Below are 23,000 nucleotides of genomic sequence, written 5' to 3' on the forward strand. Positions count from 1 at the left end.
AGACGTTATTAAGCCTTGACCGGCTGAAGCAGGCTTTCGCAGGCCGCGACCTGCGGATCGCCAGCCGGCAGCTTGCTGCAAATGCCCTCGAGCTGCTTTGCCACGGTCTGTACGGTCGAATCGTGAGCGCCGCCCTTGTTCCACTGGGCAAGTCGCGTCACAACCTTTGTCAGCGCGCGCCGGTTGGTGCCGTAGAAAGCGTTGGGCGTCTGGCCGACCTGGGTCAGCAGGCTGGTGGCGAGACCCTGGATACGCGGCGCGTCATCCGGCGCCAGTTCGACCAGGCCGCTGAAATAGCTTGCGCCCCAACGCAGCCGGGTCGCCGGCCCGTTCGATGCGTCATAGGCCTGCTGGTACCAGCTCAGCGCCGTCGCCTTATCGCCGCGCGCCTTCGCATTCGACGCCAGTCCCGACATGAAATAGTAGGGAGCCGGCGAGCGCTTGAGCTCCGCCTTCAGCAAGGCATCGGACTCGTCGAGCAAACCCGCGTCGGTCAGCGTATCGGCGCCTGCGCTGATCACCGACTGCCGCTCGTACACGTTGGTCGTGGCCTTGTCAGCCGCTGCGACCTGCTGACGAACCGTATCGAGCAGCGGACTCGCGAGCGGCGCGCCCTTTGGCGCATCGAGCCGGGCCAGCGACACGCGGCCATCGAGAGCCGACAGCCGGTCTGTCGCGGAGAGGGAATTATCCGCCGCGAGGACGGTAAGCGCGTCGTCCCACTGCTTCACGAGACGGTTTCGCGCAGGCGTATCTTTGGCGCTCAGATAGGCCGTGATTTCCGCGGGACTCGCCACCAGCACGTCGAAATCGCTGCGACTGAGCTTCGGGTCCTTCAGTACCTCACCCACCGCCGCCAGTGCGGCCGTCTTGTCGAGGGTGCCAGTTTGTTTAGGCTCTCCCACGGCAGCGGTGGCCACTGCCTTCAGTTCGAGCCGCAGCGCCTCGGCCGGCGCATGGTCGGCTCGCGCGTGACTGGCAAGCGTCTGCAGGGTCTCGGCGATACGCTCGGCCGGCACCGGCAGATCGCCGTCGGTGTCCCATGAATAATCGGCCAGCATGCGCCACTCGTCGGGCTTGAGCCGCGCGCCGTTCTTCAGCGCGCTTGCCAGCGTCTGCCTGACCGGATGCGTCGCGTTCATGCCAAGCGAAAGCGCCTGCATATAACGCGCGGGATCGACCTCGCCCGGCAAGCGCGTAATCTCGGTGCCGTCCGGCTGGAACAGGATCATGGTCGGATAGCCGCGCACCTTGAAGCGCTCGCCGAGCTTTTGCGCACTCTCGCTGTCGCCGTCGAGATAGACCGGCACGAAAAAGCTCGAGCGATCCTTGAACGCCTGCTGACTAAAAATGGTCGCCTTGACCTGATTGCAGGGCGGACACCAGACAGCGCCCCAGAACAGCAGCAACGGTTTATTCGACGCCTTCGCCAGCGCGAACGCGGCATTCACGTCGCCTTGCTGCCACGCGATGCCGGGCGGCAAATGCACGGGCGCGGGCGGCGTTTGGGCGGCACTGGCGGCACTGGCGGCACTGGCGGCACTGGCGGCACTGGCGGCACTGGCGGCGGCCAGCATGAGCGAGGCTGCAAGGGTGCGAAGTCGAATCGTCATTTTCATCTTTTTCTCTTGTTCAGTTGAAGCGATGGCTGAGTTCCAGCCAGAACATCCGTCCATATGGCATGTAATAGCCGACGGTGTAGTACGGCCATCCCGCGGAGTCGTCATGCTTGATCGTGTTCATCAGGTTGTTGACGATCAGCATCACCGAGGTGTCTTTCGAGAACTGATGGGCAACGCTCAGATTCGCCAGCGCGGTGGGCGACAGATAAGCCGTTTGCGCAGCGTTAGGCACCTTGCCGTAGCGCTCGACCTGCAGCGTCGAGGTCCACGTCGGCAGCGACCAGGTCAGGCTGACCATCAGCTTGTCCGGCCACTCCGGGTTGCCGGTAGGATTCTGCAGCGAATGCAGCAGATCCTGCTCGGGGCTGTTCGCCGATTGCTGATATTTATGGCTTAGCACCTTGGTGAAACTGGCGGTCCAGAGAAAGTTGCCGTATCCCTGCGTGCGCATCCGCCACTTGCCGCCCAGGTCGAAGCCGCTGGTCCGCTCCATCGCCGCATTGATCGGATTCACGAGGATGGTGTTGATCGCGCCCGGGTCCAGCACGGCGGTCATCGGGTTGCGGATCACGCGTCTCAACGCATCCTGGCAATCGGGCGAATTGATATTCAACTCGCCGTCACGGCATTTTGCTTCGGTGCGCAGCAGGTTGTCCGGGTCGATCACGGTCACCAGATTATCGATGCGGATGTTGTAGTAGTCAGCCGACAGATCGACGTCCGCCGAGGGCGAAAACACAAACCCGTAACCCCACGACCGGCCATTCTCGGGCTTGAGGTTGGGATTACCCGTCTGAATGTAGTTCACACCCGGCGACACGTTCGCGAACTCGCAGGTGCTGAGCGGCTGGCCCGCCTGATTGCAGCGGTAGTAGTCGGTCGTGCTTTCGTAGTAGCCCTTAGTGCGTCCCTGGTAGATGTAGTTCATGTCGGGCGCGCGAAAACTCGTCCCATAGTTGCTGCGCAATAGCAGCGCCCTGAGCGGACGATATTCGAGGCCGAGGTTATACGTGAACGAGCCCTCGTTGCGACCGCTAAAGCTGTAGTCGTCGTAACGGCCCGCGAGGCTCGCATTGAGCTGCCTGAAGATCGGCACATTGAGTTCGAGTGCCGCCGCATAACGCTTGCGGTTGCCGCTGATGTTCTGCGCATCGCCGGCGTTGTAATACGCCCCCTGATTGATCAGCGGGTCCGGCGTATTGCTGAACCCCTGGGTGCCGTATTCGAGAACGCCCGCCGCCTTGACGGGGCCTGCGGGCAATTTGAACAGATCGCCATTGGCGCTCAGGCTGAGGGTCTGCGTCCACGAATTGTTCTGGCTTGCCGACTCGCCGTACATCGAGGCGAATTGGCCTGGCGCGAGCGGCGTCGAGAAGCGGGTGGCGTTGGGTGCGTAAATGGGCACGCCATCGGCCGTAGCGCCGAGCTGCGGGCCGAGATAATACGTATCCATGCTCGACAGAAGACGCGGCACCGTGGCCCTGCTCTCGTAGCCCGACGCGCTGTAGGCCGCTTCGTAATTCCAGCTACTGTCGCCAATCTCCCCGCGCACGCCGAGCGCCAGGTTGCCCGACGTATCGTTCCAGCGCTTGTTCCACGCCGACGCCCCGCCGATCTCTTCGGGCGCAAAGCGCTTGCTCCACACTTCGTCGGCACCCGTCGTCTGGTTGTAGAAGTAGCCGGGGCCGGCCGCGGCCGAAGTCCAGCTCGGGCCGCGCGTGTTGTTCATGGTCTGATCCCACGCCACCGACGCGGTGCCGAACAGCGTGGTCTTGTCGCTGAGCCGGTATTCAAGGCCGCCGTACAGGTTTTCGCTGGCGTTGTTCGTCTGGGTGGTCCAGAACATCGGTTTGGCCTTGCCGCTGCCGCAATATGCCCCGTTCTTGCTATTGACGGTGGAGACCGTGCCGCCGAATGCGCCGCCGAGTCCGGCGCAGGCGCCGGGAGCGCCGAAATAACGGCCGGTGTCGAGGTTCTGTTGCGACCACACGGAAGTGGGCGTCTCGCCTTCGAGGGAGGTGGATGACATGAAGTCGCGTTGCGTCGCCCAGATCGGGTTGGTCTTGCTTACCTCGATACCGAAGATCGTGCTGAGGTCGCCGAACTCCTTGCCGCCGGTAATCTGCAGGCGGCCGTTTGCGCCGCCGCCCATCTGGGTGACGCCCCCTTTCACATTCACCTCGACGCCGTCCTTATGCTTTTTCATGATGATATTCACGACACCCGCAATCGCATCGGAACCGTAAATGGCAGAACCCGCGCCATTCAGGATTTCAATCCGGTCGACCAATGCGGATGGAATATTCGCTATATTGACGAAATTGGTGTTGCCATCGTATGCGACCGGATAGTCGGCGACACGGCGCCCATCGATCAATACCAGTGTATGGTTTGGGCCCAAACCCCGCAAGCTGATCGTATCGGCAGCAGGCGTAAAAGTATTTCCGTAATCGGCCCCCTGCGTGAAGCCGGTATTCTGGGTTTGCTGGCTGATCGCATCGTAGACATTTCTATAGCCTTTTTCCTCTAGCTCCTTGCCCGTAATAACGGTAACGCCTGTCGCGCCTTCCTTGTCGGCGCGCGGAATCCGCGAGCCCGTTACGACGACGGTTCCTAAACTGGCGGTATATTTATTCGCGCTCCCTTTCGCCGCACTCGCAGGCGCCGGCGCATCCGCGGCGACGGCCGCCGGTACGCCCGCCCCGGCCTCCTGCGCGCCAGCCAGACCCGCCGTCATCCCAAGCAGACTCGCCAGTCCGAGCGAGACCAAACCCATTCTTGCCGAATGTGTGAAATCTTTATCGATGATCATTTTTGTTATCGGTGGGTGATGCTAAAAGCGAACCACAGTTATCGACTAAGCAATTCCGGCCAATACGTCATTCAAGCCGCATTATTTCAATCAATCCTGTCAGTCATTTTTTATGCGCGAGTTAATCCATCCGGCATCTTTCTGGAAGACGCCGGTCAGGAAAATTTTTATGGATTGCGCGGTGGATCGAACCTGGTCCGGAAACCTTGCATTGCATCGAGGCAATAGCGATTGACGAATGACTCAATACCCGCAGAGCAAGGATGCCGTCCTGCCTTAAATATGCATTACATATGTGTTTGCTCTTTGTTTTCGCAATGAAGGCAGAATGTAAAGGCTGCGCTAACAGGCAGTCCAACGATATTTGCTCATATCGATGTGAAGATTCCTTTGTTGGTCCCCCAGCGCCGGCTTCGGGATGTGTAGGCATCCTGCCCGATCAATCCGCCGCCCTCACCCGATTCCGCCCCGCCGACTTCGCCGCATAGAGTTGCGCATCCGCCTCCCCCATCAACCCCGAGACGCTACCGCCTTCGGCCGGCAAGCAGGTCGCACAGCCCACGCTCACCGTCACCGAGCCATGCTCGTCGCTCGCCCCATCGAACACGCTCATCCCCTGGACCTTCTTACGAATCTTCTCCGCGACAATCAGCGCCCCTTCCGCCGAGGTATCGGGCAGCACGACGGCAAACTCCTCGCCGCCATAGCGGGCCACCAGATCCACCGAGCGCCGCACCACCGTGGCAATGCATTCCGCCACCGCGATCAGCACTTCGTCGCCGGCCGCATGGCCATAGGTATCGTTAAACCGCTTGAAGTAATCGACGTCCACGAACAATACCGACATCGCACTGCCGCTGCGCCGCGCGCGCAGCCATTCTTCGTCCAGCCGGCTGTCGAGGACACGCCGGTTGCTGAGGCCGGTCAGCGGATCGGTGGCCGCCAGCCTGACCAGCTCCGCCTGCGCCGCCACCTTGTCCTGCAGCGTGAACGCCAGCAGCCATGCCACCACTACGAACACCGTACCCAACGCCAGCGTCAGACCGCCGGCAACCAGGCTGCGGCGGCGCCACTCGGCGAACACCTCGTCCACGGACGGCGCCACGACCGCGATCAACGGCGTGGACGGCACATGCGCAAAGGTAAAGATGCGCAGCACGCCATCCACGGCAGAGTTCGCCACATAGGAACCCTCGGCTTGGGACGCCATCCGTTGAAACGTCGGCGACTTCGCGATGCTGGTGCCGATCTGCTCGACGGTATACGGCTTGCGGGCCAGCAGCGTGCCATCGTCGAGGGCGATAAATACCGAGCCAGCTTTACCGGTGTTGATCTTGTCGAGCAGACGCTGGAAATACTCAATCCGGATAGCCAGGAGCGCGACACCCGCAAAGGCGCCATCCGGGCCGTTGATGCGCCGCGTCAGCCCGATCGACAGATTGCCGCCGCGCAGCCGTGAGCGAAACGGATGCGAGACGAATAGACCCACATATGGATTGCGCTGTTGAGCGACAAAATAGTCGCGGTCGTCGAGCCGCACTGCCGGATTGAGCTCGCCCTTCTGCGACGCAACCACGCGGCCGCTGGCATCCAGCACATAGGCGCCGCCTAGATAGGCGGCGGTGGTCGCCCGGTCGAACAGGACCGATTGGCGCAGCGCGGCGGGCAGTTGCCAGGTCTGCGGATTCTGCGCGCCATCGACCATCGAGTGCAGCGACAGGTCATAGATCTCGACATTGCGCGCGAGGTCGCTGGAAATCAGCGATACCAGGTTTTCCGACGTTTCGTGCGCGTGGAGCAACGCGTCGGCGCGGCCGTCGTAAAGCGTCAGAAAGGTCAGGCTCGCCATGGCCATCGCCACCGCTGTGCCCGCAATGCCGGCAAGAAACGGGTGGCGGCCCACGGCCTGGGTGACCACCGCTACGCACTTGCGCACGGCTTTGCGCCAGCGCCGACGCAGGGAAAGCACTCGATGCGGCATCGGTTCCCCTCCGTCGTGAATAAAGCGTTCGCGATACCGGTTTGTCCATCTGACGAAGCGGAACGTTCATCGAACATCCGATTCCGCAGACCACAGGCTTCGCGTCGATGGCTGACCGTTTATTGACTGTAACCGCTTCGTCTGGCCACGGGGAATCCGCATGTGCCCGAGTCGGCCCGGCGCCTCGGCGTGGCCAGCTTTCGAACCCCAGCTCCAGCATGGACCGCGGTTTATCGCTAGAATCCTGCCATCTGTCCTTGCGCAAACACGGAACCATGTCGACGACCGGTTCGGATTTACCCAGCCTGCTCCCGGCCTTGCTGCCGCGCTTGTGGGCGTTTGCGCTACGCATTGCAGGCGACCGGCACGACGCCGAAGACCTGGTGCAGCGCGCCTGCGTGCGCGCGCTCGAACGCTCGCACCAGTTGCAGCCCGGCACGTCCGCGCTGAGCTGGATGTTCGCCATCGTGCATTCCACGTGGATCAACGAGTTGCGCGCCCGCAGCCGGCGCAACCGCTCCAGCACGGAATGGGATGATGAAATGCTCGAGACCGTCGCCGATCCTGCCGTGCGCACGCCGGAGGAAAACGCCATCAATAGCCAGATTGTCGCCGCGGTGGCAAGGCTGCCGGAACCGCAGCGTGTGGTGATGCTGCTGGTGGCCGTCGAAGGGCTCAGTTATATCGAAGCCGCCCAGGTGCTCGACGTGCCGATCGGCACGGTCATGAGCCGCCTGTCACGGGCGCGCCAGACCATCGGCGCGCTGTTCGGGGTGCGGGACAGTCAGCGAAGCAAAGTTGCAGTCGCGAGTAAGGACCCGGTCTCATGAAAATGGACTCTATCCTGCTGATGGCATATGTGGACGGCGAACTGTCTGCAGAGGAATGCCAGGAGGTCGAAAAGGAGATCGCTGTGTCGCCTGATGTCGCCGAATTCGTTGCCCAGTTGCAGACGTCGCGCTTGCCTTATACGGAAGCCTTCGCGCAGCAAAAATTGCCGCCGGTGCCGGACAGTTTGACCGAAGCCGTCGCGGCGATGGCACGCGCCCATGCGCAGCGCATCGCCACACCGGGCGCCAATGACGCGGCGCTCGAGCACAGCCCATTCGCTCCCCCCTCCGCGCCGGTGCGCTCGCGGCTGCGCGAAGCGGCGCCGTGGCTGGCGGTCGCCTTCGTTGCCGGAGTGTTCTGCTGCGGCATCGGCCTGCGCTTTGTGCCGGGCCTCGGCGCCGGTCCCGACGCCAACTCCGCCGCGACAGTAGCCGCGGCCGACCCGCAGGCATCGAGCTGGGTCGCGGCGGCAGCCGGTTATCAGCAGCTCTATTCGCGCGAGACCATCGCCCAGGTGCCGGTGAATGCCGAGTTGTCGGCGCAAACGCTCGACGAGATCCGTCATCAGGACGGGCTCGACTTACGGATTCCGGATCTGAGTCAGGCGGGTTTGACCTTCAAGCGCGTGCAGCGGCTGCGCTTTAACGACAAGCCGCTGGTGCAGATCGTCTATCTGCCGCAGCAAGGCGCACCGATTGCCCTATGCGTGATGAAGGACACGCAGGCTGACGCAGCAATCGCCGAACAGCACATCGACAGCATGAACGTCGTGACGTGGCGCCACGCCGCGCTCAGCTATGCGTTGATCGGCAAGCCCGAAGGGGTCGATTTGTCGGCTCTGGCGAAAAATATCTCCGCTAACAGCACGCAGACGCTGTTCGGCGACGCAGGTATTTCGATGCTCGCGGCGAACTAAACAACAGGACGCGCACGCTGGCCTGACGACCTCACGGCCTCACGGCGTGCGCGTTGCGCCCCCACCCGAAGACTGTCCTTCGCAGTACGCCAGATATTGCGTGTAGACCTGCTGCGGCGGCAGCTTCGCGTAGCGGCCGTATAAACCGTCGATAAACGACGACAGTTCCGCCTGCGCATACGCCTGACGTTCGGGCGGCATGGCCTGCACCACGGCCTGGGTCTTGCGCCACTCCTGCTCTTTGGTCACACCGGCGTCGCGGTCGAGCGCGATCAGTTTGGCGTTGTTGGCGCGGGCGGCGCAGATCTTGCCCATCGAGCCGGCTGGCGTTTGCGCATAGGCGCTCATCGGCAGCGCCGCGCAGGTCAATGTGGTGAATAGGGCGAGCGAAGCCGCCGGGCGGAAAAACCAATGGCGCGCGAAGGCGCCGCGGGTGCGTGACGAGTTCATTCAATCCTTTACTTGAGATGGACCGGAGCAAACCCCGCGCGTGTCGTTGCAGCACGCCGTCTCAGGCAGGCAGTTGACCACCCTGTTGTATCGTCGACGCAAACTGGGTCACTTCGTTCACGTAGTTCGGGTCGCCGATCGAGACATCCGAGAGGTTACCCGGTTTCACCTGATCCGGGCCAGAGTTGTAGGCGCGCAAGGCTTCGTCCCAGTTGCCGCCGAACTGCCTGGCCATGTCGCTCATGTAGTACGCGACGGCGAGAATATTGGTGGACGGGTCGGACAGATTCTTGCCCTGCAGTTGCGGATGCTCCTGCTGGAGGCCCGCGAACGTCGCCGGATCGACCTGCATCAGGCCGGCGTCGGTCATGCCATTGCTGTTGGTGCTGCTGGCGCCGGCATTGCCGCGCGACTCCTGCCAGATCTGTGCGGCGTTATATACGCAAATGCGAAGCGAGCGCCGCCGCTTGCGCTTCACTGACGAAGCGGCTGATCGACAGCACGTGATCGAGCGCCCAGACACAATGAAACCAGCCGGTGGGAATCACCAGCAGATCGCCTGGTTCGATGACCACATCGACACCGCGCGCCTCGGCAAAACGCGGAAAGCGCGCAAGGTCGGGCGCGGCGGCATCGACCCGGCACGGACGGTAGGTATTGAACGCGTCGAACGCATAGACCACCTCGTCCTGCGACGGGCTATATAGACGGACGCGCTTGCGGCCATGCACCTGGGCGAGAAACGAATTCGCCAGATCGCAATGCAGGCGCGTAACGAGCGCATGCTCGCGGCGGCGGCCGAACCAAAGCTGGGCTGGGCCGAACATCGGGGCGGACAAGACCGGCATCTCGAAGCGGGCTTCCCAGGCGGCGGGTAGCAGGCAGCCTTCGGTATAGGGCGGCTCCGCAGCGGTGTTCGACCCGGGTGCTTCGGGTGCCTCCGGCGTTTCGAGTGCATCGATAAATGTGCCGACGGATTGCGGCTGCCCGTTGGCCGGGTTCATCCGCAATACCGTCGACGCTTCGTGCTTGCGCCAGTCCGTCAGCGTCCAGGCGGTCTCGGGCCAACGCAGCACGCCGCGCAGATGCAGCGGGACGCTGCGGTCGAGTGCGGTGGCGATTGCCGTGTCTGGCGAAACTGTGGGCGCTCGCTCATGATTGATATGCGCGGCTTCGAATACGGACACCGCGTCCAGCCAGTGAGGCGCACGCTCACGCGCGCGCGAAAGCGCGGCACGGCCCTCATCTGACGGCCGCTTGAGCAATTGCAGCCAGTAAGCCGCGAGCCGCGCGGCGCCTTCGATCCGCACGCCGCCGAGCTGAAGCACAGCGGCGCTGCGCGCATCGAATCCGGTCGGATCGGCAAGCATGGCGGCCAGCACCGCGTAAGTCGTCGTAATGCGGGTGGCTGCCTGGGGCAGGTCTGCGGCGGAGGTCTTGCCAGAGGTGTTGCCGAAGCTGTTGGCCGTAACAGCGCCCTCGAACCCACTGCCCTCATCCGGCAACCGTCGCATCTCAACCACCCGCCCCAACACAAAACGCCGGCTGTATTGAGGATCGTCGCTGACGATCAAATCGACCGCCGCGGCTTGAGGCAACGCGACGTAATGCTCTGCCAGCCGCGCCACCAGCAGATCAAGCAGATTCGCGTTCACGACGGCTTGCGCCAATACACGGCCTGCGCATTGACCCACCTAAGCGGCGCATCGATGCCGTACTGCGCACGGTATTCGTCCACCGCTCGCGCGCATCCGGTCGGCAAGCCATAGTCGTCGACGATCGCAAACCCACCCGGCGACAAACGCGAATACAGCGCGTCCAGCGCGTCGCGCGTGGAGTCGTACCAGTCGCCATCGAGGCGCATCAGCGCGAGCCGTTCAATCGGCGCATGCGGCAGCGTATCGGCAAACCATCCGGGCAGAAAGCGCACACGATGGTCGAGCAACCCGGCACGCGCAAATGCGCTGCGCACCGCTTCGAGATCGCTCTGCAGCAGCCCCACCGCGCGCATCAAGTGATGCCAGATCGCGTCGCGCAACTCGCTCGCGGGATCCGGTGCGGGCAGTCCGGCAAACGAGTCGGCCACCCAGACGCTGCGATGCCTGTCGCCGAATGCCGTGAGCGCGGCGCGCATCAGGATGGTCATGCCGCCGCGCCAGGCACCCGCTTCGATGAAATCGCCCGGCACACGTTGTTCGATCACCGTGCGCGCCAGTTCGACCAGATTGTCGAGCAGCGCGTCATCGCACATCGTCAAGCGGCGCGACTCGTGGTGCATATGATTGAGCGCGGCGGCAATGCGCGCCGGTTCGACACCCGCCACCTGCGCAGCCGAGCGTCCCAAGGGCGCGAGCCACTCGGCGAACACGCAGTCGGCATCGGCCAGACGCGCCGCACATTCTGCGGCAGTGATCGGCGTCAACGCAGCCCCGTGATCGCCCGCCAGATTGCCGTCGGCGGACTCGCCGCGAATGTATTGGCGGATCGTTGTAAGCCAGGCGCGCGACAGATCGGCGCCACCCATGCGCGTTTCATCGCGGCGTTCAGACTCGATCAGGGAAGCAGAGGGCAGGTTCGATTCCATCGCCGCTTGAAGAGGGATATGAGTAAGGAGGACATAAGAACACGCTGCGCCGGTGACGCGGTCCGTCGCTTGCCAGTATCGGTTGCCGGGCTCTCTTTAGCCGGCCAGCAGCGAACCTAAGCATGAGAACGCGAACCGCGACCAGTCCGTGCGTTTTACCGTGCAGCGTTTCGTGTTGCACAACGAGCGGCGCCGGCAGATCGGTTGTCATTGCGGTATCGAACGCCAGCTTCTTTACCCTCTACATATTCAACACCCCGATGAAAGGTCTTCCGTCGCGCCCTGCCCGCTCGCTTTGCGGGCTTATCGTCCTGCTGGGCAGCATCGGCCTGCTGATGCTCGGCGGCTGTGCCACGCCGCGCAAGCCGCCGCCGACGGCCAACGACGCCCTGCCCGTTGCCCTGCGCGCAAGCCAGGACGAAGTACTGCAGGAAATCATGACCACCCACGGCGACGAAACCTATATCTGTCGCAGAACCGCGCTTCCGGCCGACCCGCTCACCCGCTTCGGCGCCCCCAGCGCGGCGAGCACGACCGGCACCGTCGGCGGCGTGCGTACCGACCATACCCAATTGCTATGGGACCCGTTCGGCTCCGAAGCCACGCTGGTGGATGCCGGTGGCCAAAGCGTCGGCACGGTCGCCCCGGGCCACTACTTTCTCTCGTATGACGGCAGCTATGTGAAGACCACCACCGTGGCCGAAAGCCAGGTCGGCGCCAACGCACTGACCTGGGCACGCTACGACGCTGGCTACGTCGCGACGCCACGCCCGGGAAATGGGCGTTTCTCGAACATCAGTTCGATCCAGCGCATCGACACCTCGGGCGGCCTGCCGCCGCAGCCGACCTGCGAGATCGAAGGCTCGCGGCTGCTGGTTCCGTATGCGGCCACCTATATGTTCTATCGTGCCAAGGGCGTGGCGCCGATCGCCTCTTCGACCACGCCAGCGGCCTCGACCGCCCCCTGACCCGTAGGAGTCGACGATGCAATTCGGCTTGTTTCTGACCATGCCCGCGCCCGAGCCACGCCCCGCCGCGGAGCTTTATCAGCGTGCCATCGACATGGCCGCTGCCGCCGACCAGCTCGGTTATAGCCACCTGTGGCTCGCCGAGCACCACTTCACCAACTACTCGCACTCGTCGCGGCCACTGCTGCTGTTGTCGCATATCGCAGCGCGCACAAGGCACCTGCGGCTCGGACCAGCAATCGTTCCGGTGCCGCTGCATCACCCGTTGGTGATCGCAGAGGAGCTGGCGGCGCTCGATGTGCTGAGCGGCGGGCGTGTCGAAGCCGGTCTCGGCAGCGGCTATCAGGCCTATCAGTACGAACGCTTCGGGCTCGTCAAAGGCGCCGCGGCGGCACGCGACGACGAAGCCGTCGACGTGCTGCTGCACGCCTTGCGCGAGCCGGTGTTCGCCTACACGGGCGAGCACTTCAGGATTGCCCGCACCACGCTCGTGCCGCAACCGCTGCAAGCCGCGCTTCCGCTCTGGCTGGTGGTGAATTCGAGCCGGCATGCGTCAGTGGAAAAGGCGGTCCAGCGGCGCGCCAACCTGTTCACCGGCGTGCTCGAACCGATTTCGAAGCTGACCAACGTCCGCGAGCAATATCCGGATCTCGCGGCGGGACTCGCGTCGCTTCGCATCGGCACGCAACGGCCGGTGTATGTCGCGCAAAGCGAGGCCGAAGCGAGTGAAGCCGTCGAACAGGCGCGCTGGAACGGCCGCGCCACGCTGCGTTTGCGCCACGATATGGGCGACGTGATCGACGGCGTGGTGCCGGCCCAGCCGTTTCCAGATGAACCATCGGAACAGGCGTTGCGCGACGATTTTCTGGTCATAGGGACTGCCGACGAATGCATCCACCAGTTGCGCCGGATTCAAAGCGGTCTCGGTTGCGACTACTTCAGCGCGAGCTTTTGGTTCGGTGCGTTAGCCCACGACAAGGTGATGGCGTCGTTGCGAAGGTTTGCCGACAAGGTGCTGCCGGTCTTTGCGGATCAAGCTACTGTGCATGCACGGCAGCAGCGAAGCCCGGCTGAGCAGCGGGAGGCGACGCTCGCGTGGTAGCGGTCGAGGCGGCCAAGGTAGTGAACGCGTTAAGGTTGGTAGAGGCGCCAACGGTGTTGAAGGCGCCAAAAGCATTAGGCGCTGGGACGACCGCTTAGGCGTCCCCCAGCGCTGCCAGCACCTGGCGCCCCATCTCGCCAAAGCGCGCCCGCTGCGCGTCGGCATACCGCGCATAACCCGCAACCAGTTCCGCACGCACCTGCGGCGTCTCCAGCGTGCCGAGCTTAGCCAATGCCAACTGCGCGCCGTCGGCGGTATCGCAGGCCGCGCTCCACGCACGGCAACCGGCCTCGTCCAGCAGACGGTCGATGCGGGTGTCCATCGAGAGGCCAAACACGGGCACGCCATGCGAGATCGCCAGCACCGCGGCGTGGTAGCGGGTCGTCACGGCGCACGCAGCCTGCGCCACGGTGGCGGCCACCTCGTCGAGCCGCGCGGCGCTGCGCGCGACAATCTCAACGGCAAACGGCAGCCGCGCCGCCAGATCCTCGCAAGCGGCGCGGTCGAGCTGTTCCATGCCGACCAGCACCGGCGTATAGCCTTGCTCGCGCAAACCTGCCGCAATCGCGGCAAAACGCGCGAGGTAGGCATCGTAAGCCGCCGCCCGCGCCGCGTCCCACGTGTGGAAATGCAACGGCCCGTAGCGAAACGGCGAGGTCTCGCGGCGCGCATCGAGCAGATGAGCACGCCGCGCGTCCGCCGCGACCGGCCACCAGAACGGATTATTTGGGCATAGCGCGACCACCCTTGCACCGCGTGCCGCCGCCCGCGCACTGTGCGGCGCCCGATAGGTCCACGCCGTATCGGCGCCGGCCTGCGTCTGCACGCCGAGCGGCGCAAGCTGTGCACGGGCAGCTTCGTTGCGGCAGATGATCTGTCCACGCGCCGAATTGCGCGTGACAAAGCGGGTCAACGCCTCGCTCATTGCGCCGCTATCGACGCCATACGCGAGCGCCGGCAGCCCGTGGGCCGCAGCCAGCGCGACGCCGCCAATCAGAACGCCGGCGAGCGAGTCGGAAAACTTCGACGTGTAAGTCGAGCCTTCGACATTGAGCACGAGATCGGCGTCAAGAATCGCGGCGTCGAGCGCATCGGGCAGATAAGGAAGCTCGGGGGCAAGTTTAGGTGTCGCCTCCAGCAACGGATGATCGAAGCAGTCGCCAATCGCCAATAGCGTGAGCTGTGGGTCTTGCGGCGCAAACAGCCGCTGCAATTGAGCAATGGTCTCGATGGTGCGCAAATCCGCGCCCGTGTTGCCTGCACCGCTATAGCCGAGAAGCAGGATGCGAGGTGCAGCGCCCAAGGTTTTGCGGCGCGTGGCAGCGGACGGCGCACGGGCCAGCACACGCCGTGCCGCATCGATGCGCTGCTGCATGTCGTCCAGGAACACTTTATCCGGCGCTGCAGCGCTCGCATACCTTTGCAACGCGGCAAGCGAGCGCTGCAGCGGATCATCTTGAATGGCAACATCCCACATCACGCTGCTCCCAACGCTTGCGCGAGTAATTGCATTTGCGCGGCGCCGGAGAAGGCATCCACGGAGATTTCAACAATCGTCATTCCCGCGTGGCCGGGCGCCGCATCGAGCGCCTCGCTTAACGCTTCGCGACTTTCCACCCGCCGATGCGCAAGCCCGAACCCTTGCGCTAACGCACCAATGCCGATCTTATAAGGATTACGAATCGTCCTGACATAGGCGGGCGAGCGGGCAATCGGCAGAAAGTCGAAGATCGCTCCGCCACCGTTGTCCACCACGCACACGCAGGCCGGCGTATCGAGCCGCTGCGCGCTCGCGAGTGCCGACAGATCGTGAATGAATGCCTGGTCGCCAAGCACCAGCAGGCCTGCGTCGCGCCGCACCAGCGCCTCGCCGATAAAGGTCGAAAGCGTGCCGTCGATACCGCTCACACCCCGATTGACGTAGATATCCTGAACCTGCGTACGCACGTCGTAGCCAATATCGGCGTGGCGCATCGACATTGAATTGCCGATATGAACAAAGCCAAATCCCCCAGCAGCGAACACCTGATGGGTTGCCGCGACTTCGCCCCAGCCCAGCGTCGCGACGCAAGCTCGCCGCTCGCGTGCACCATAGCTGGCGACGCTGGCCCAGCGGTCACGCCAGGCAAATGACACTGCGGACACCGCGCTAGCATTGCCAACCCGCACGGCATCGCACAGCGCATCTCCCAGCTCCGCCAACGCCTTGCTGCCAGGCGCCACCAGTACATCACGCGGATCGAGCGCCTGATGCAGATAGTCATGCGCCACGCGATGCGGCGCGACCTTGATCGCTGGCACGTCGGTCACCGCTTCGAGATACGTGTGCAGCAACGGCAACACCGGTGCAATACCGAAGCGCACGATCAGATCCGGCCGCTCGGCCGCCATGCGGCCTGCGCCGCCGAGCACGTCGAACGCATTGACGATCAGCGCCCCCGCAGCACCACGCGCAGCCTGGGCTGGCGCGAGCGCCGCAGGCCCTGCACGCATTCCGCTAGCAGCATCGGCGAGCACCGGAAAACCCGTCGCTGCCGCCAGCGCAACAATCGCTTCAAGCGGCGCACCCGGCTCGGGACCGACAACGATCAAGCCGTCGAAGCCAGGCCCACTCGGCAAGCCTCCGGCACCGCGCGCCAGCCGTGCGCGGGCGACGACACGTTCGACGATGGCCGAAGGCGTCGTCGCGCCGTCGCGTACCTTCGTGCTGGCAGGCAATGCAAACGCGCGCCGTTGACGCGCAGCGGCGACCGTTTCGCGTGACACGGGATGCGTCTCGGTCGCGTCGTAGACGCCAGCCAGCGGCACATTCACATGCACTGGCCCACGCGAGGCGCGCACAGGAGCAGGATGCGCATCGACCCGCAACGTCTGCACGTTCTCACACTCTGCGCCACCCAGCATCGCTATCAGTGCATTGTTTAACGCTGAGCGAGCCTGCTCGAACGCCGCTACCGAATCGAACGGGTCATCGAGATCGGCCTGCGCTCTCACGAAGGCACGGGTCGCGCCAAGGTGGTCGGCCATCTGTCCGAAGCCGGCGCCGCGTAGCGCGCGCGGCCGGTCGCAGGTGAGCACCACCAACGGGATATCGGAGGCATCGGCTTCGATCAGTGCCGGCAGAACGTTCGCCACCGCCGAGCCGGAGGTGGTGACAATCGCCACCGGCCCACCAGTCACCCTGGCGATGCCAAGCGCCACGAAGCCGCCGCTGCGCTCGTCGGTGCAGACCATCTCGACCGCGATGCCCGGATGCGCGTCAAACGCGAGGCACATCGCACTGGCGCGTCCACCCGGACATAGCACCGCATGCCGCACGCCAGCCACGCTGAGCGCGTCGGCAATGCCGTCCACCCATACCGCGTTGAGCGACTCCGCCACCACGCATTCCTCGAGGACGGCCGCCACTATGCCGCCGCCCGTGAAGAGCGGCGCAGCGACTCGACGGGCACGGTCTGGGTCGTTGCAGTCTCTGGCGCGGATGCCTTGCCCGCCGCTGCCTGATTCGCCACTACCGCGTGATCTGCTTGCCCTGCTTGCGCCGCGCGCTCCTCGGCAATCAACCGCTCCATAATCCGGCGCGCGCGAATCGCCCCTGCATCGATCGGCAGCAAGGCCGGTTGCAGCGCCCAGAAATCGCTCTCGCCAAGGCTGCGTTGCTGCGCCTCGAGCATCGGCAGGTCTTCCTGCTCGAATGGCTTCATCAGCCCATCCACCGCGTAACGCACCATTTCGCGGGCCGCCTCGCCCATCTCCTTCGGCAAGCCAAAAGCGAAGAAGTAATGCGTGGTCCGTTCGGTCTCGGGCGTGAGCCAATGCGCCGACGGCGCGATCAAGCCCGCCTCGCGCGCCATGCCGACCGGCGTCACGCCCACCATGATCGACAGCAAGCCCGGCGGCGTCCAGCGCACGTCCATCCAGCGGTCCACGCGCGCACCGGGCGGAATGCCGAAGCCGTTTGCCACGAACGGCGGCAACACCTCGTCATGCGCCACCCGTCGCACCCACACCGTATCGCCCACATTGCCTGCCTGGACATCGCCACGTGCAATCGCTTCGCTGCCGAGCGTATCGGGATGCAGGAACTGGAAGTGACTCAGATCGAGCAGATTGTCCGCGCTCAACTGGTAGTGAGCGCGGCTCAGCAGATAGCCGTCATGCGTGTACGCCACCTCCGGGTCGACAAACGGAAACGACGGCAGCAACGCAGCATCTGCCCGCTCGGGGTCTCCTGGCCAGAACCAGACCGCGCCGTAGCGTTCGATAGCGGGATAGGTCCGCACCTTTGCGCCGCTCGGCACGCGGCCATCGCCGTGCGGATTGTGCACGCACTGGCCCGAGGCCCCAAAGCGCAGGCCGTGATATGGACACTCGAGCGCACCTTCGACCATGCGCCCTTTCGACAGCGGCGCAAAGCGATGCGCACAGCGGTCGTCGAGTGCGATGGCCCGATGGGCGGCATCGCGATACAGCACCACAGGCCGCCCAAGCAGCGTGCGCGCAAACGGCGCATCGGTGCGCACCTCGTGCGCGAAGGCGGCGACATACCACGCGTTCAACAGGAAGGACATGGGCAACTCAGAGCAGGATGATCAGGCGTGAAGGAATAAAACGCATAAAAGAAATCGATAACAAAAACCCAAACGCGGCCAAACGAAATCAAGCGAAATGGCATAAAGACCATTGCAATGGCATCAATGACGATCTCAATTGCATAAAAGGCGATTGTCCTGCTACCCAGTTTAAAGATGCGTCTCGCGCACAGATTCAACAAAGCTCATGCGGACGCGAAGCAAGGTCTTCCGATCCGTTTAGTGGATTCTCAACAAAACTTAATCCGCCTTTCGGTACTGAAAGGCGGCGAGAACCTTTGCATCGCGTGCGATTCAGGGAAATTAAGGTCGCTTTTACCGGACTTGCACCACAAGTCTGCAATTGGTACCGGCTACATGCTTACCGCTGTAACTTACGGCAACTTCCCGGCATCTGCGCGGTTATTCGTCTTATCAATTAACTCGCAAGACAAGCCCCTTGTTTAGCTGTAATCCACTGCAACACCCGAGCGAAACAATTCGTTACAGCCCTGATAGTTGTGGGGTCTTAACTTTCGGGTCGTGCAGTTCGTCATTCGAAGCAACCGTTGGTATCTGTCCTGGAGGGCATGTTGAAATTCGCCGTGATGACCACCAACAGCAGTCTGTTCAATCTGATTTGCCAGTGCTTCGGAGACGACACGATCGAGTGCAGCCGCTTTCATGACGACGTGGCGTTGTCGCGAGCGATCTATCGCGAGGACTACCACGCAATCCTCGTCGACGCGGCCACCGGCATCGATTCGACCCGTGCGGTGTTCGCCCGCCGCGCTTGCTATGGAGACCGGCGCGCGCCGTTGATCGTAGTGGGCGCCTTCCCCGATCGCGACAGCATCGAGCGAGCTTTCGAAGCTGGCGCCGACGACGTCGTGCTGTCGCCGGTAGACCGCAGTGAACTGGCGGCTCGCACCTTCCTCGCGCTGCGCCGCTTCCAGTCGACCCCGGCCGCGCCGACCGAAGACTGGGCGGCCCTCGGCCCGTACAAGCTCGATCGCCGTGCGGGTGTGGTGCTGGTCAATGACCATATCGTGCGCCTCACCGTGCGCGAGTTTGCGATTGCCTGGCTGCTGTTTTCGCGGGCTGGCGAGTATGTGAGCCGGCGCCAGATCGCCGGTGCGATCTGGAGCAGCACCGAGGATATCGTCGGCCGTACGCTCGAGCAGCATATCTACAAGCTGCGCAAGAAGCTGGGCTTAAACGGCGCCTCCGGCGTACAACTGCGCACCATGTACGCCCACGGCTACCGGGTCGAGCTATGCGATGCGCTTACGGAGATCGATCTGGACGCGGCCATCGACACCGGCCATCCGCTCACTGCGCCGCCTCGGGCCACCCGCCGCAGCCAGCCGGTTAGCAACGGCGTCTTGCATGTCATCGAGGCGGTGCGAGACGCTGAGGCCGCGCTCGAAGACGAGCCGCCGCTTTGCCGCGCGTCCCGCCCACTGGACGTGCATCCGCACGACAGCGAAGCTGCCCGCACGGCCCAGCCATGGGGGCAATACGCGGCCCTCTGGAGCCTCGGCGCATTGAGCCCGGTGAACCTCGTGGCAAACTTCGTCGCGCCCGCCAGCGCCAAACCTAACGGCGATAGCGCCGCATATGGCTCACTGACCGTTCCCGCTGCCTTGCTGCGCAACGGCACGCGACAGCGGCGCTAATCGCCGGCGCCGGCGCCGGCGCCTGCGGCCTGTCGAACCGGACGCGCCGCTTGCCCCAAGGCAGCCCACGCGCGCCGTGCCCGTCAGACGCGCCGCGCAAGCGCCACTGCTCCTGCGTAAAAAATTCCGTCACGTCAGGGAATAAGCCACGAACGCCAGGCGTTCATTGAAGTAACCGAGCACGCAAGGTCTCGCCGCCACGCAGCCAGACCGGATTGTGTCGCAGGTTATTTTTTTCCCTTCCACGAGACGTCCATGAAACTGAATCGAATGCTCACCGCTGTCGCGTTGTCGCTGAGTCTCGCGGCACCCGCGCTTGCCGTTGCCGACACGCTCAACCTGAAAGCCGACCTGCTTGCCTCCGCTGAAGTGCCGCCCAAAACCAGCGACGGACACGGTGAACTGACGGCGACCTACGACACGTCGTCGAAAGTACTGCAATGGAAGGTCACCTATGCGGACCTCACCGGCCCGGCCAGCATGGCGCATTTCCACGGCCCCGCGCCTGCCGGCAAGAACGCACCGGTTGCGATCCCGATTCCGATGGACAAGCTGCCTAGCCCGATCGAAGGCCAGGCCACGCTAACGGCCGCGCAGGAAAGCGAACTGCTGGCCGGCAACTGGTATTTCAACGTGCATACCGCCAGGAACCCGGGCGGTGAAATTCGCGGCCAGGTCGAACAGGTCAAGTAAGCGCTACACCGCTTCTCTTCTCGCGCGGTGCAACGGATCGATTCTCCGCTCCGTCGCACTGAGCGCTCCATACGCCCACCGAACGTACCGACTGCACCGCGGCCAACCGCGGCGCAGGGCGCCGTTTCGCCTGAATTCCGGAGAACATGTTGAAATTCGCCGTGCTAACCACCAACGGCAATCTGTTCAATCGGATTTGCCAATGCTTCAGTGATTTCAGCGATATCGCCCCCGCAAGCACCACGGCCGATGAAGCGATCGAATGCCGCCGTTTTCGCGACGACACCGCGCTGTCGCGCGCCATCGCACGCGACGATTACGACGTGATCTTCGTGGATGCGTCGAGCGGCATCGAGTCGATGCGCGCCGCGCTTGCCCATCGGGCCTGTTACGACGACTGGCGCGCGGCGCTGATTTTCGTCGGCGACTTTGCGGATCGCAGCAGCATCGAGCGAGCGTTCGGCGCGGGCGCCGACGATATCGTCATGGCGCCGCTCAATCCCGGCGAGCTGGCTGCGCGCACGCGGCTCGCCCTGCGGCGCATCCAGTCGGACTCACCCGCCCACGTAGACGACAGTCTCACGCTCGGCGCCTACCGGCTGGACCGGCGCGCCAGCGTTGTGCAGATCCACGAGCGCAGCGTGCGTCTGACAGTGCGCGAGTTTGCGATTACCTGGCTGCTGTTTTCGCGGGCTGGTGAATATGTGAGCCGCAAGCAGATTGCCGGTGCGATCTGGGGCAGCACGGAGGATATTGTCGGCCGCACGCTCGAGCAGCATATCTACAAGCTGCGCAAAAAGCTGGATCTGAACGGCACGGCAGGTGTGCAACTGCGTACCCGCTACGCCCACGGCTACCGGGTCGAGTCATGCAGCGATGCGACCCATGAAGCGGCCGACGCCAATGAACATGAGGAAGCGCCGCCACTAAAGCGTAGGGCGCGCGAAGGCGCCCTGCCCGAAGGCGCCCGCACCGTCATCACAAACTCAGTACCCGCGGCGTCAGCAGGAATACCCGCTCCATATGCGTATGCTGGTCGTTGTTGTAGCGAAACAGCGCTCCAATAAGCGGAATCTTCGAGAGCCCCGGCACACCCGCTACTCCGTTGGAGTTGTTGTCGGTGCTATAGCCGGCAATCAACAGGCTCTCGCCCTCGCCGACAAACGCCTGCGTATTGATCTCGCTGCTGGTGATCACTGGAATGCTGTCCACCTGCTGGCCGGTCAACTGGCCGTCCTCGATATGCACGTCCAGCTTGATACGGGTCTGACCGTTGTCGGTCACGACCATCGGCAGCACGCGCAGCGACACACCGGTCGACACGCTATACAGGTCTGCCGAGGTATAGCCCGAGACGCGTACAAAGAACTTCGTGGTGTTGTCCATCACCGCTTCGACGTTGTCGAGCGTCGCCACCTTCGGCGACGCATCGATTTTCGCCTTCGAGTCGGTCTGCAGCGCATTGATGCGCGCCATCAGATAGCGCCCGGCGCCGCCGATCACCGCGGCAATCGAACCGCCCAACGGCGTCGAATCCACCACAGTGGTGCCGTCCGCCAGCGTGGTAGTGCCGAAGCCCGGATTGAGCTGGCCGTTCGCGAAGCTGTTTTGCGGCTGCGCGCCGTTACCGGTCTGCAGGTCAACATGGCTGTTATGCGCACGCCAGTCGACGCCGATCTGCGCCAGCAGGTCGTCATCGATTTCAATGATATGCGCCTCGATCTCGATCAGCTTGGGCCGCGTATCCAGTTTGTCGATCAATGACGCGTACTGGTCGATCCGTTGCGGCGTATCGCGGATCAGCACCGAGTTGGTGGTCGGGTCGGCCTGCATGATCGGCAAGGTAAGATCGCCGCCGCTCGCCAGCTCGCCGCCTTGCGAGCGGCCCGGTGCATTGCCGTAGCCGACATTCCCGCCATTCCCAAAGTTAGGCGGCGCAGCATTGCCGGCGAGGCCGCCGAGCGAGGTATCCTGCCCTTGCCCCTGCGGCATATTGGCGGGCAGTGGCGGCAACAGGGTCTGCAGGCCGCCACCGGAGCCACCGCCATTGACGTCGTTCATCGGCTGCAGGCGTTGCAGGTTCGGGGTCACGGAGTTCTGCGAATTGCCGCCGCCCGCCTGCTCCTGTTTCGCGTGATACATATTCGACAACACGGTGGCCACGCCGGGCACCGTGATCGTACTGCCGTCGATGCGCACCTTATGATCCGCGGCCCAGGCATTTTTCAGCTTGAACACGCGAATCACCGAGCCACCGCGACGGCTTGCATTGTCGTCAAGACGCTGCGCGACTTCCATCACGAGCTGCACATACTGTGGCGGCCCATTGACGAGCGCCGTGCCGGCCGCCTCGTCATAGGCAATCGGAAAACGCGTATCGTCGATACTCATGGTTTGCAGCGCCGCGCGCAGGTCCGCCGGCGACGCGTGATCGAGCTTGATCACCTGATGGGTGATGTCGTTGGCGCTGCTGATCGACAGCACGCTGCCGTCATAGAACCAGACGAAACCGAACGTCGATGCAAGCGTATCGAGAAAGCGCTGCGGCGACGTATCGAAGTGCCCGGTCACGGTGCCCTGCACATTGCCCGCGATCGAGGCGGCCACCCCTTGGCTCGCCGTGAAATCGCGCAAGACATCTTTTAGATCTTTGCCCTCTACGGCGATATGCACCGTCGAACTGCGCCAGTGAACGGGTGCCGCATTCGCCGGCTCGGGCGTGGTGAAGGCGAGCGACGCAGCGAGCCACGTGGCGCAAAGTAGCCTCTTCGATTTCATGGAGTCGTGTGGG

19 protein-coding genes are annotated in these 23,000 nt (G+C 63.7%); 8 read left to right on the forward strand and 11 right to left on the reverse strand.

What is annotated here, in order from left to right:
• Window positions 1-8 precede the first annotated feature (8 nt).
• The 3 genes from BLQ92_RS19875 to BLQ92_RS19885 all read right to left on the reverse strand — a co-directional run bounded on the left by BLQ92_RS19875 (window position 9) and on the right by BLQ92_RS19885 (window position 6,415).
• Window positions 9-1,613, reverse strand: coding sequence for a thioredoxin family protein (locus BLQ92_RS19875; protein WP_090686307.1), 1,605 nt, complete (start codon window positions 1,611-1,613; stop codon window positions 9-11).
• Between the two features lie 19 nt (window positions 1,614-1,632).
• On the reverse strand, window positions 1,633-4,434 hold the full coding sequence (locus BLQ92_RS19880) for a TonB-dependent receptor plug domain-containing protein (protein WP_244106484.1): 2,802 nt from the start codon (window positions 4,432-4,434) through the stop codon (window positions 1,633-1,635).
• Window positions 4,435-4,873: 439 nt separating this feature from the next.
• Window positions 4,874-6,415: a GGDEF domain-containing protein gene (locus BLQ92_RS19885; RefSeq protein ID WP_090686242.1), complete on the reverse strand. Its 1,542-nt coding sequence runs from the start codon at window positions 6,413-6,415 to the stop codon at window positions 4,874-4,876.
• Window positions 6,416-6,690: 275 nt separating this feature from the next.
• Between BLQ92_RS19885 and BLQ92_RS19890 the strand changes: the two genes are divergently transcribed.
• Together BLQ92_RS19890 and BLQ92_RS19895 are read left to right on the forward strand one after the other, a co-directional pair.
• On the forward strand, window positions 6,691-7,245 hold the full coding sequence (locus BLQ92_RS19890) for an RNA polymerase sigma factor (RefSeq protein WP_090686243.1): 555 nt from the start codon (window positions 6,691-6,693) through the stop codon (window positions 7,243-7,245).
• Window positions 7,242-8,162: an anti-sigma factor family protein gene (locus BLQ92_RS19895; RefSeq protein WP_090686244.1), complete on the forward strand. Its 921-nt coding sequence runs from the start codon at window positions 7,242-7,244 to the stop codon at window positions 8,160-8,162. Before BLQ92_RS19890 ends, BLQ92_RS19895 begins: the two co-directional genes overlap by 4 nt.
• Before the next feature lie 39 nt (window positions 8,163-8,201).
• Here BLQ92_RS19895 and BLQ92_RS19900 read toward each other — a convergent pair whose 3' ends face one another.
• From BLQ92_RS19900 to BLQ92_RS19915, 4 genes are all read right to left on the reverse strand, one after another.
• Window positions 8,202-8,612, reverse strand: a complete 411-nt coding sequence (locus BLQ92_RS19900) for a hypothetical protein (protein WP_090686245.1) — start codon at window positions 8,610-8,612, stop codon at window positions 8,202-8,204.
• Between the two features lie 61 nt (window positions 8,613-8,673).
• Window positions 8,674-9,090 carry a lytic transglycosylase domain-containing protein gene (locus BLQ92_RS19905; protein WP_208449409.1) on the reverse strand — a complete coding sequence of 139 codons (417 nt, stop codon included), beginning with the start codon at window positions 9,088-9,090 and terminating at the stop codon, window positions 8,674-8,676.
• Window positions 9,047-10,267: a cupin-like domain-containing protein gene (locus BLQ92_RS19910; RefSeq protein WP_143016632.1), complete on the reverse strand. Its 1,221-nt coding sequence runs from the start codon at window positions 10,265-10,267 to the stop codon at window positions 9,047-9,049. Before BLQ92_RS19910 ends, BLQ92_RS19905 begins: the two co-directional genes overlap by 44 nt.
• The gene (locus BLQ92_RS19915; protein ID WP_208449410.1) at window positions 10,264-11,196 is read right to left on the reverse strand and encodes a TylF/MycF/NovP-related O-methyltransferase; all 933 of its coding nucleotides are present in this window, start codon (window positions 11,194-11,196) and stop codon (window positions 10,264-10,266) included. Before BLQ92_RS19915 ends, BLQ92_RS19910 begins: the two co-directional genes overlap by 4 nt.
• Window positions 11,197-11,456: 260 nt before the next feature.
• Here BLQ92_RS19915 and BLQ92_RS19920 point away from each other — a divergent pair, with 260 nt between their 5' ends.
• Both BLQ92_RS19920 and BLQ92_RS19925 read left to right on the forward strand, forming a co-directional pair.
• Window positions 11,457-12,164 (forward strand): DUF3455 domain-containing protein, encoded by a 708-nt coding sequence (locus tag BLQ92_RS19920; RefSeq protein WP_175772966.1) that lies wholly within the window; start codon window positions 11,457-11,459, stop codon window positions 12,162-12,164.
• 16 nt (window positions 12,165-12,180) lie between these two features.
• Window positions 12,181-13,266, forward strand: a complete 1,086-nt coding sequence (locus BLQ92_RS19925; RefSeq protein ID WP_090686249.1) for an LLM class flavin-dependent oxidoreductase — start codon at window positions 12,181-12,183, stop codon at window positions 13,264-13,266.
• A 94-nt stretch (window positions 13,267-13,360) separates the two neighbouring features.
• Here the strand turns inward: BLQ92_RS19925 and BLQ92_RS19930 are convergent, their stop codons facing one another.
• Genes BLQ92_RS19930 through BLQ92_RS19940 form a run of 3 tightly spaced genes read right to left on the reverse strand, consistent with a single transcriptional unit; the run spans window position 13,361 to window position 17,837 of the window.
• Window positions 13,361-14,743, reverse strand: a complete 1,383-nt coding sequence (locus BLQ92_RS19930) for a polysaccharide pyruvyl transferase family protein (RefSeq protein ID WP_090686250.1) — start codon at window positions 14,741-14,743, stop codon at window positions 13,361-13,363.
• Window positions 14,743-16,674, reverse strand: a complete 1,932-nt coding sequence (locus BLQ92_RS19935) for a thiamine pyrophosphate-binding protein (RefSeq protein WP_175772967.1) — start codon at window positions 16,672-16,674, stop codon at window positions 14,743-14,745. The genes BLQ92_RS19930 and BLQ92_RS19935 overlap by 1 nt, the downstream gene beginning before the upstream one ends.
• Window positions 16,674-17,837 carry an aromatic ring-hydroxylating dioxygenase subunit alpha gene (locus BLQ92_RS19940; RefSeq protein ID WP_090686252.1) on the reverse strand — a complete coding sequence of 388 codons (1,164 nt, stop codon included), beginning with the start codon at window positions 17,835-17,837 and terminating at the stop codon, window positions 16,674-16,676. Before BLQ92_RS19940 ends, BLQ92_RS19935 begins: the two co-directional genes overlap by 1 nt.
• 17 nt (window positions 17,838-17,854) lie before the next feature.
• On the opposite strand from BLQ92_RS19940, the gene BLQ92_RS39495 reads away from it, so the two are divergent.
• The 4 genes from BLQ92_RS39495 to BLQ92_RS19955 all read left to right on the forward strand — a co-directional run bounded on the left by BLQ92_RS39495 (window position 17,855) and on the right by BLQ92_RS19955 (window position 21,276).
• On the forward strand, window positions 17,855-18,280 hold the full coding sequence (locus BLQ92_RS39495; protein ID WP_143016633.1) for a hypothetical protein: 426 nt from the start codon (window positions 17,855-17,857) through the stop codon (window positions 18,278-18,280).
• A gap of 147 nt (window positions 18,281-18,427) precedes the next feature.
• Complete coding sequence (locus tag BLQ92_RS19945; protein WP_244106486.1) at window positions 18,428-19,516, forward strand: response regulator transcription factor; 1,089 nt, start codon at window positions 18,428-18,430, stop codon at window positions 19,514-19,516.
• Between the two features lie 270 nt (window positions 19,517-19,786).
• Window positions 19,787-20,209 carry a CHRD domain-containing protein gene (locus tag BLQ92_RS19950; protein ID WP_244106492.1) on the forward strand — a complete coding sequence of 141 codons (423 nt, stop codon included), beginning with the start codon at window positions 19,787-19,789 and terminating at the stop codon, window positions 20,207-20,209.
• A gap of 146 nt (window positions 20,210-20,355) precedes the next feature.
• Entirely contained in the window at window positions 20,356-21,276 is a 921-nt protein-coding gene (locus tag BLQ92_RS19955; RefSeq protein WP_244106488.1) for a response regulator transcription factor, read from the forward strand.
• Here BLQ92_RS19955 and sctC read toward each other — a convergent pair.
• Window positions 21,188-22,987 (reverse strand): type III secretion system outer membrane ring subunit SctC, encoded by a 1,800-nt coding sequence (sctC, locus tag BLQ92_RS19960; RefSeq protein WP_090686254.1) that lies wholly within the window; start codon window positions 22,985-22,987, stop codon window positions 21,188-21,190. The two genes, BLQ92_RS19955 and sctC, sit on opposite strands and share 89 nt — an antisense overlap.
• Between the last annotated feature and the right edge of the window lie 13 nt (window positions 22,988-23,000).

This window comes from Paraburkholderia phenazinium (genome assembly GCF_900100735.1).
Taxonomy (GTDB): Bacteria; Pseudomonadota; Gammaproteobacteria; order Burkholderiales; family Burkholderiaceae; genus Paraburkholderia; species Paraburkholderia phenazinia.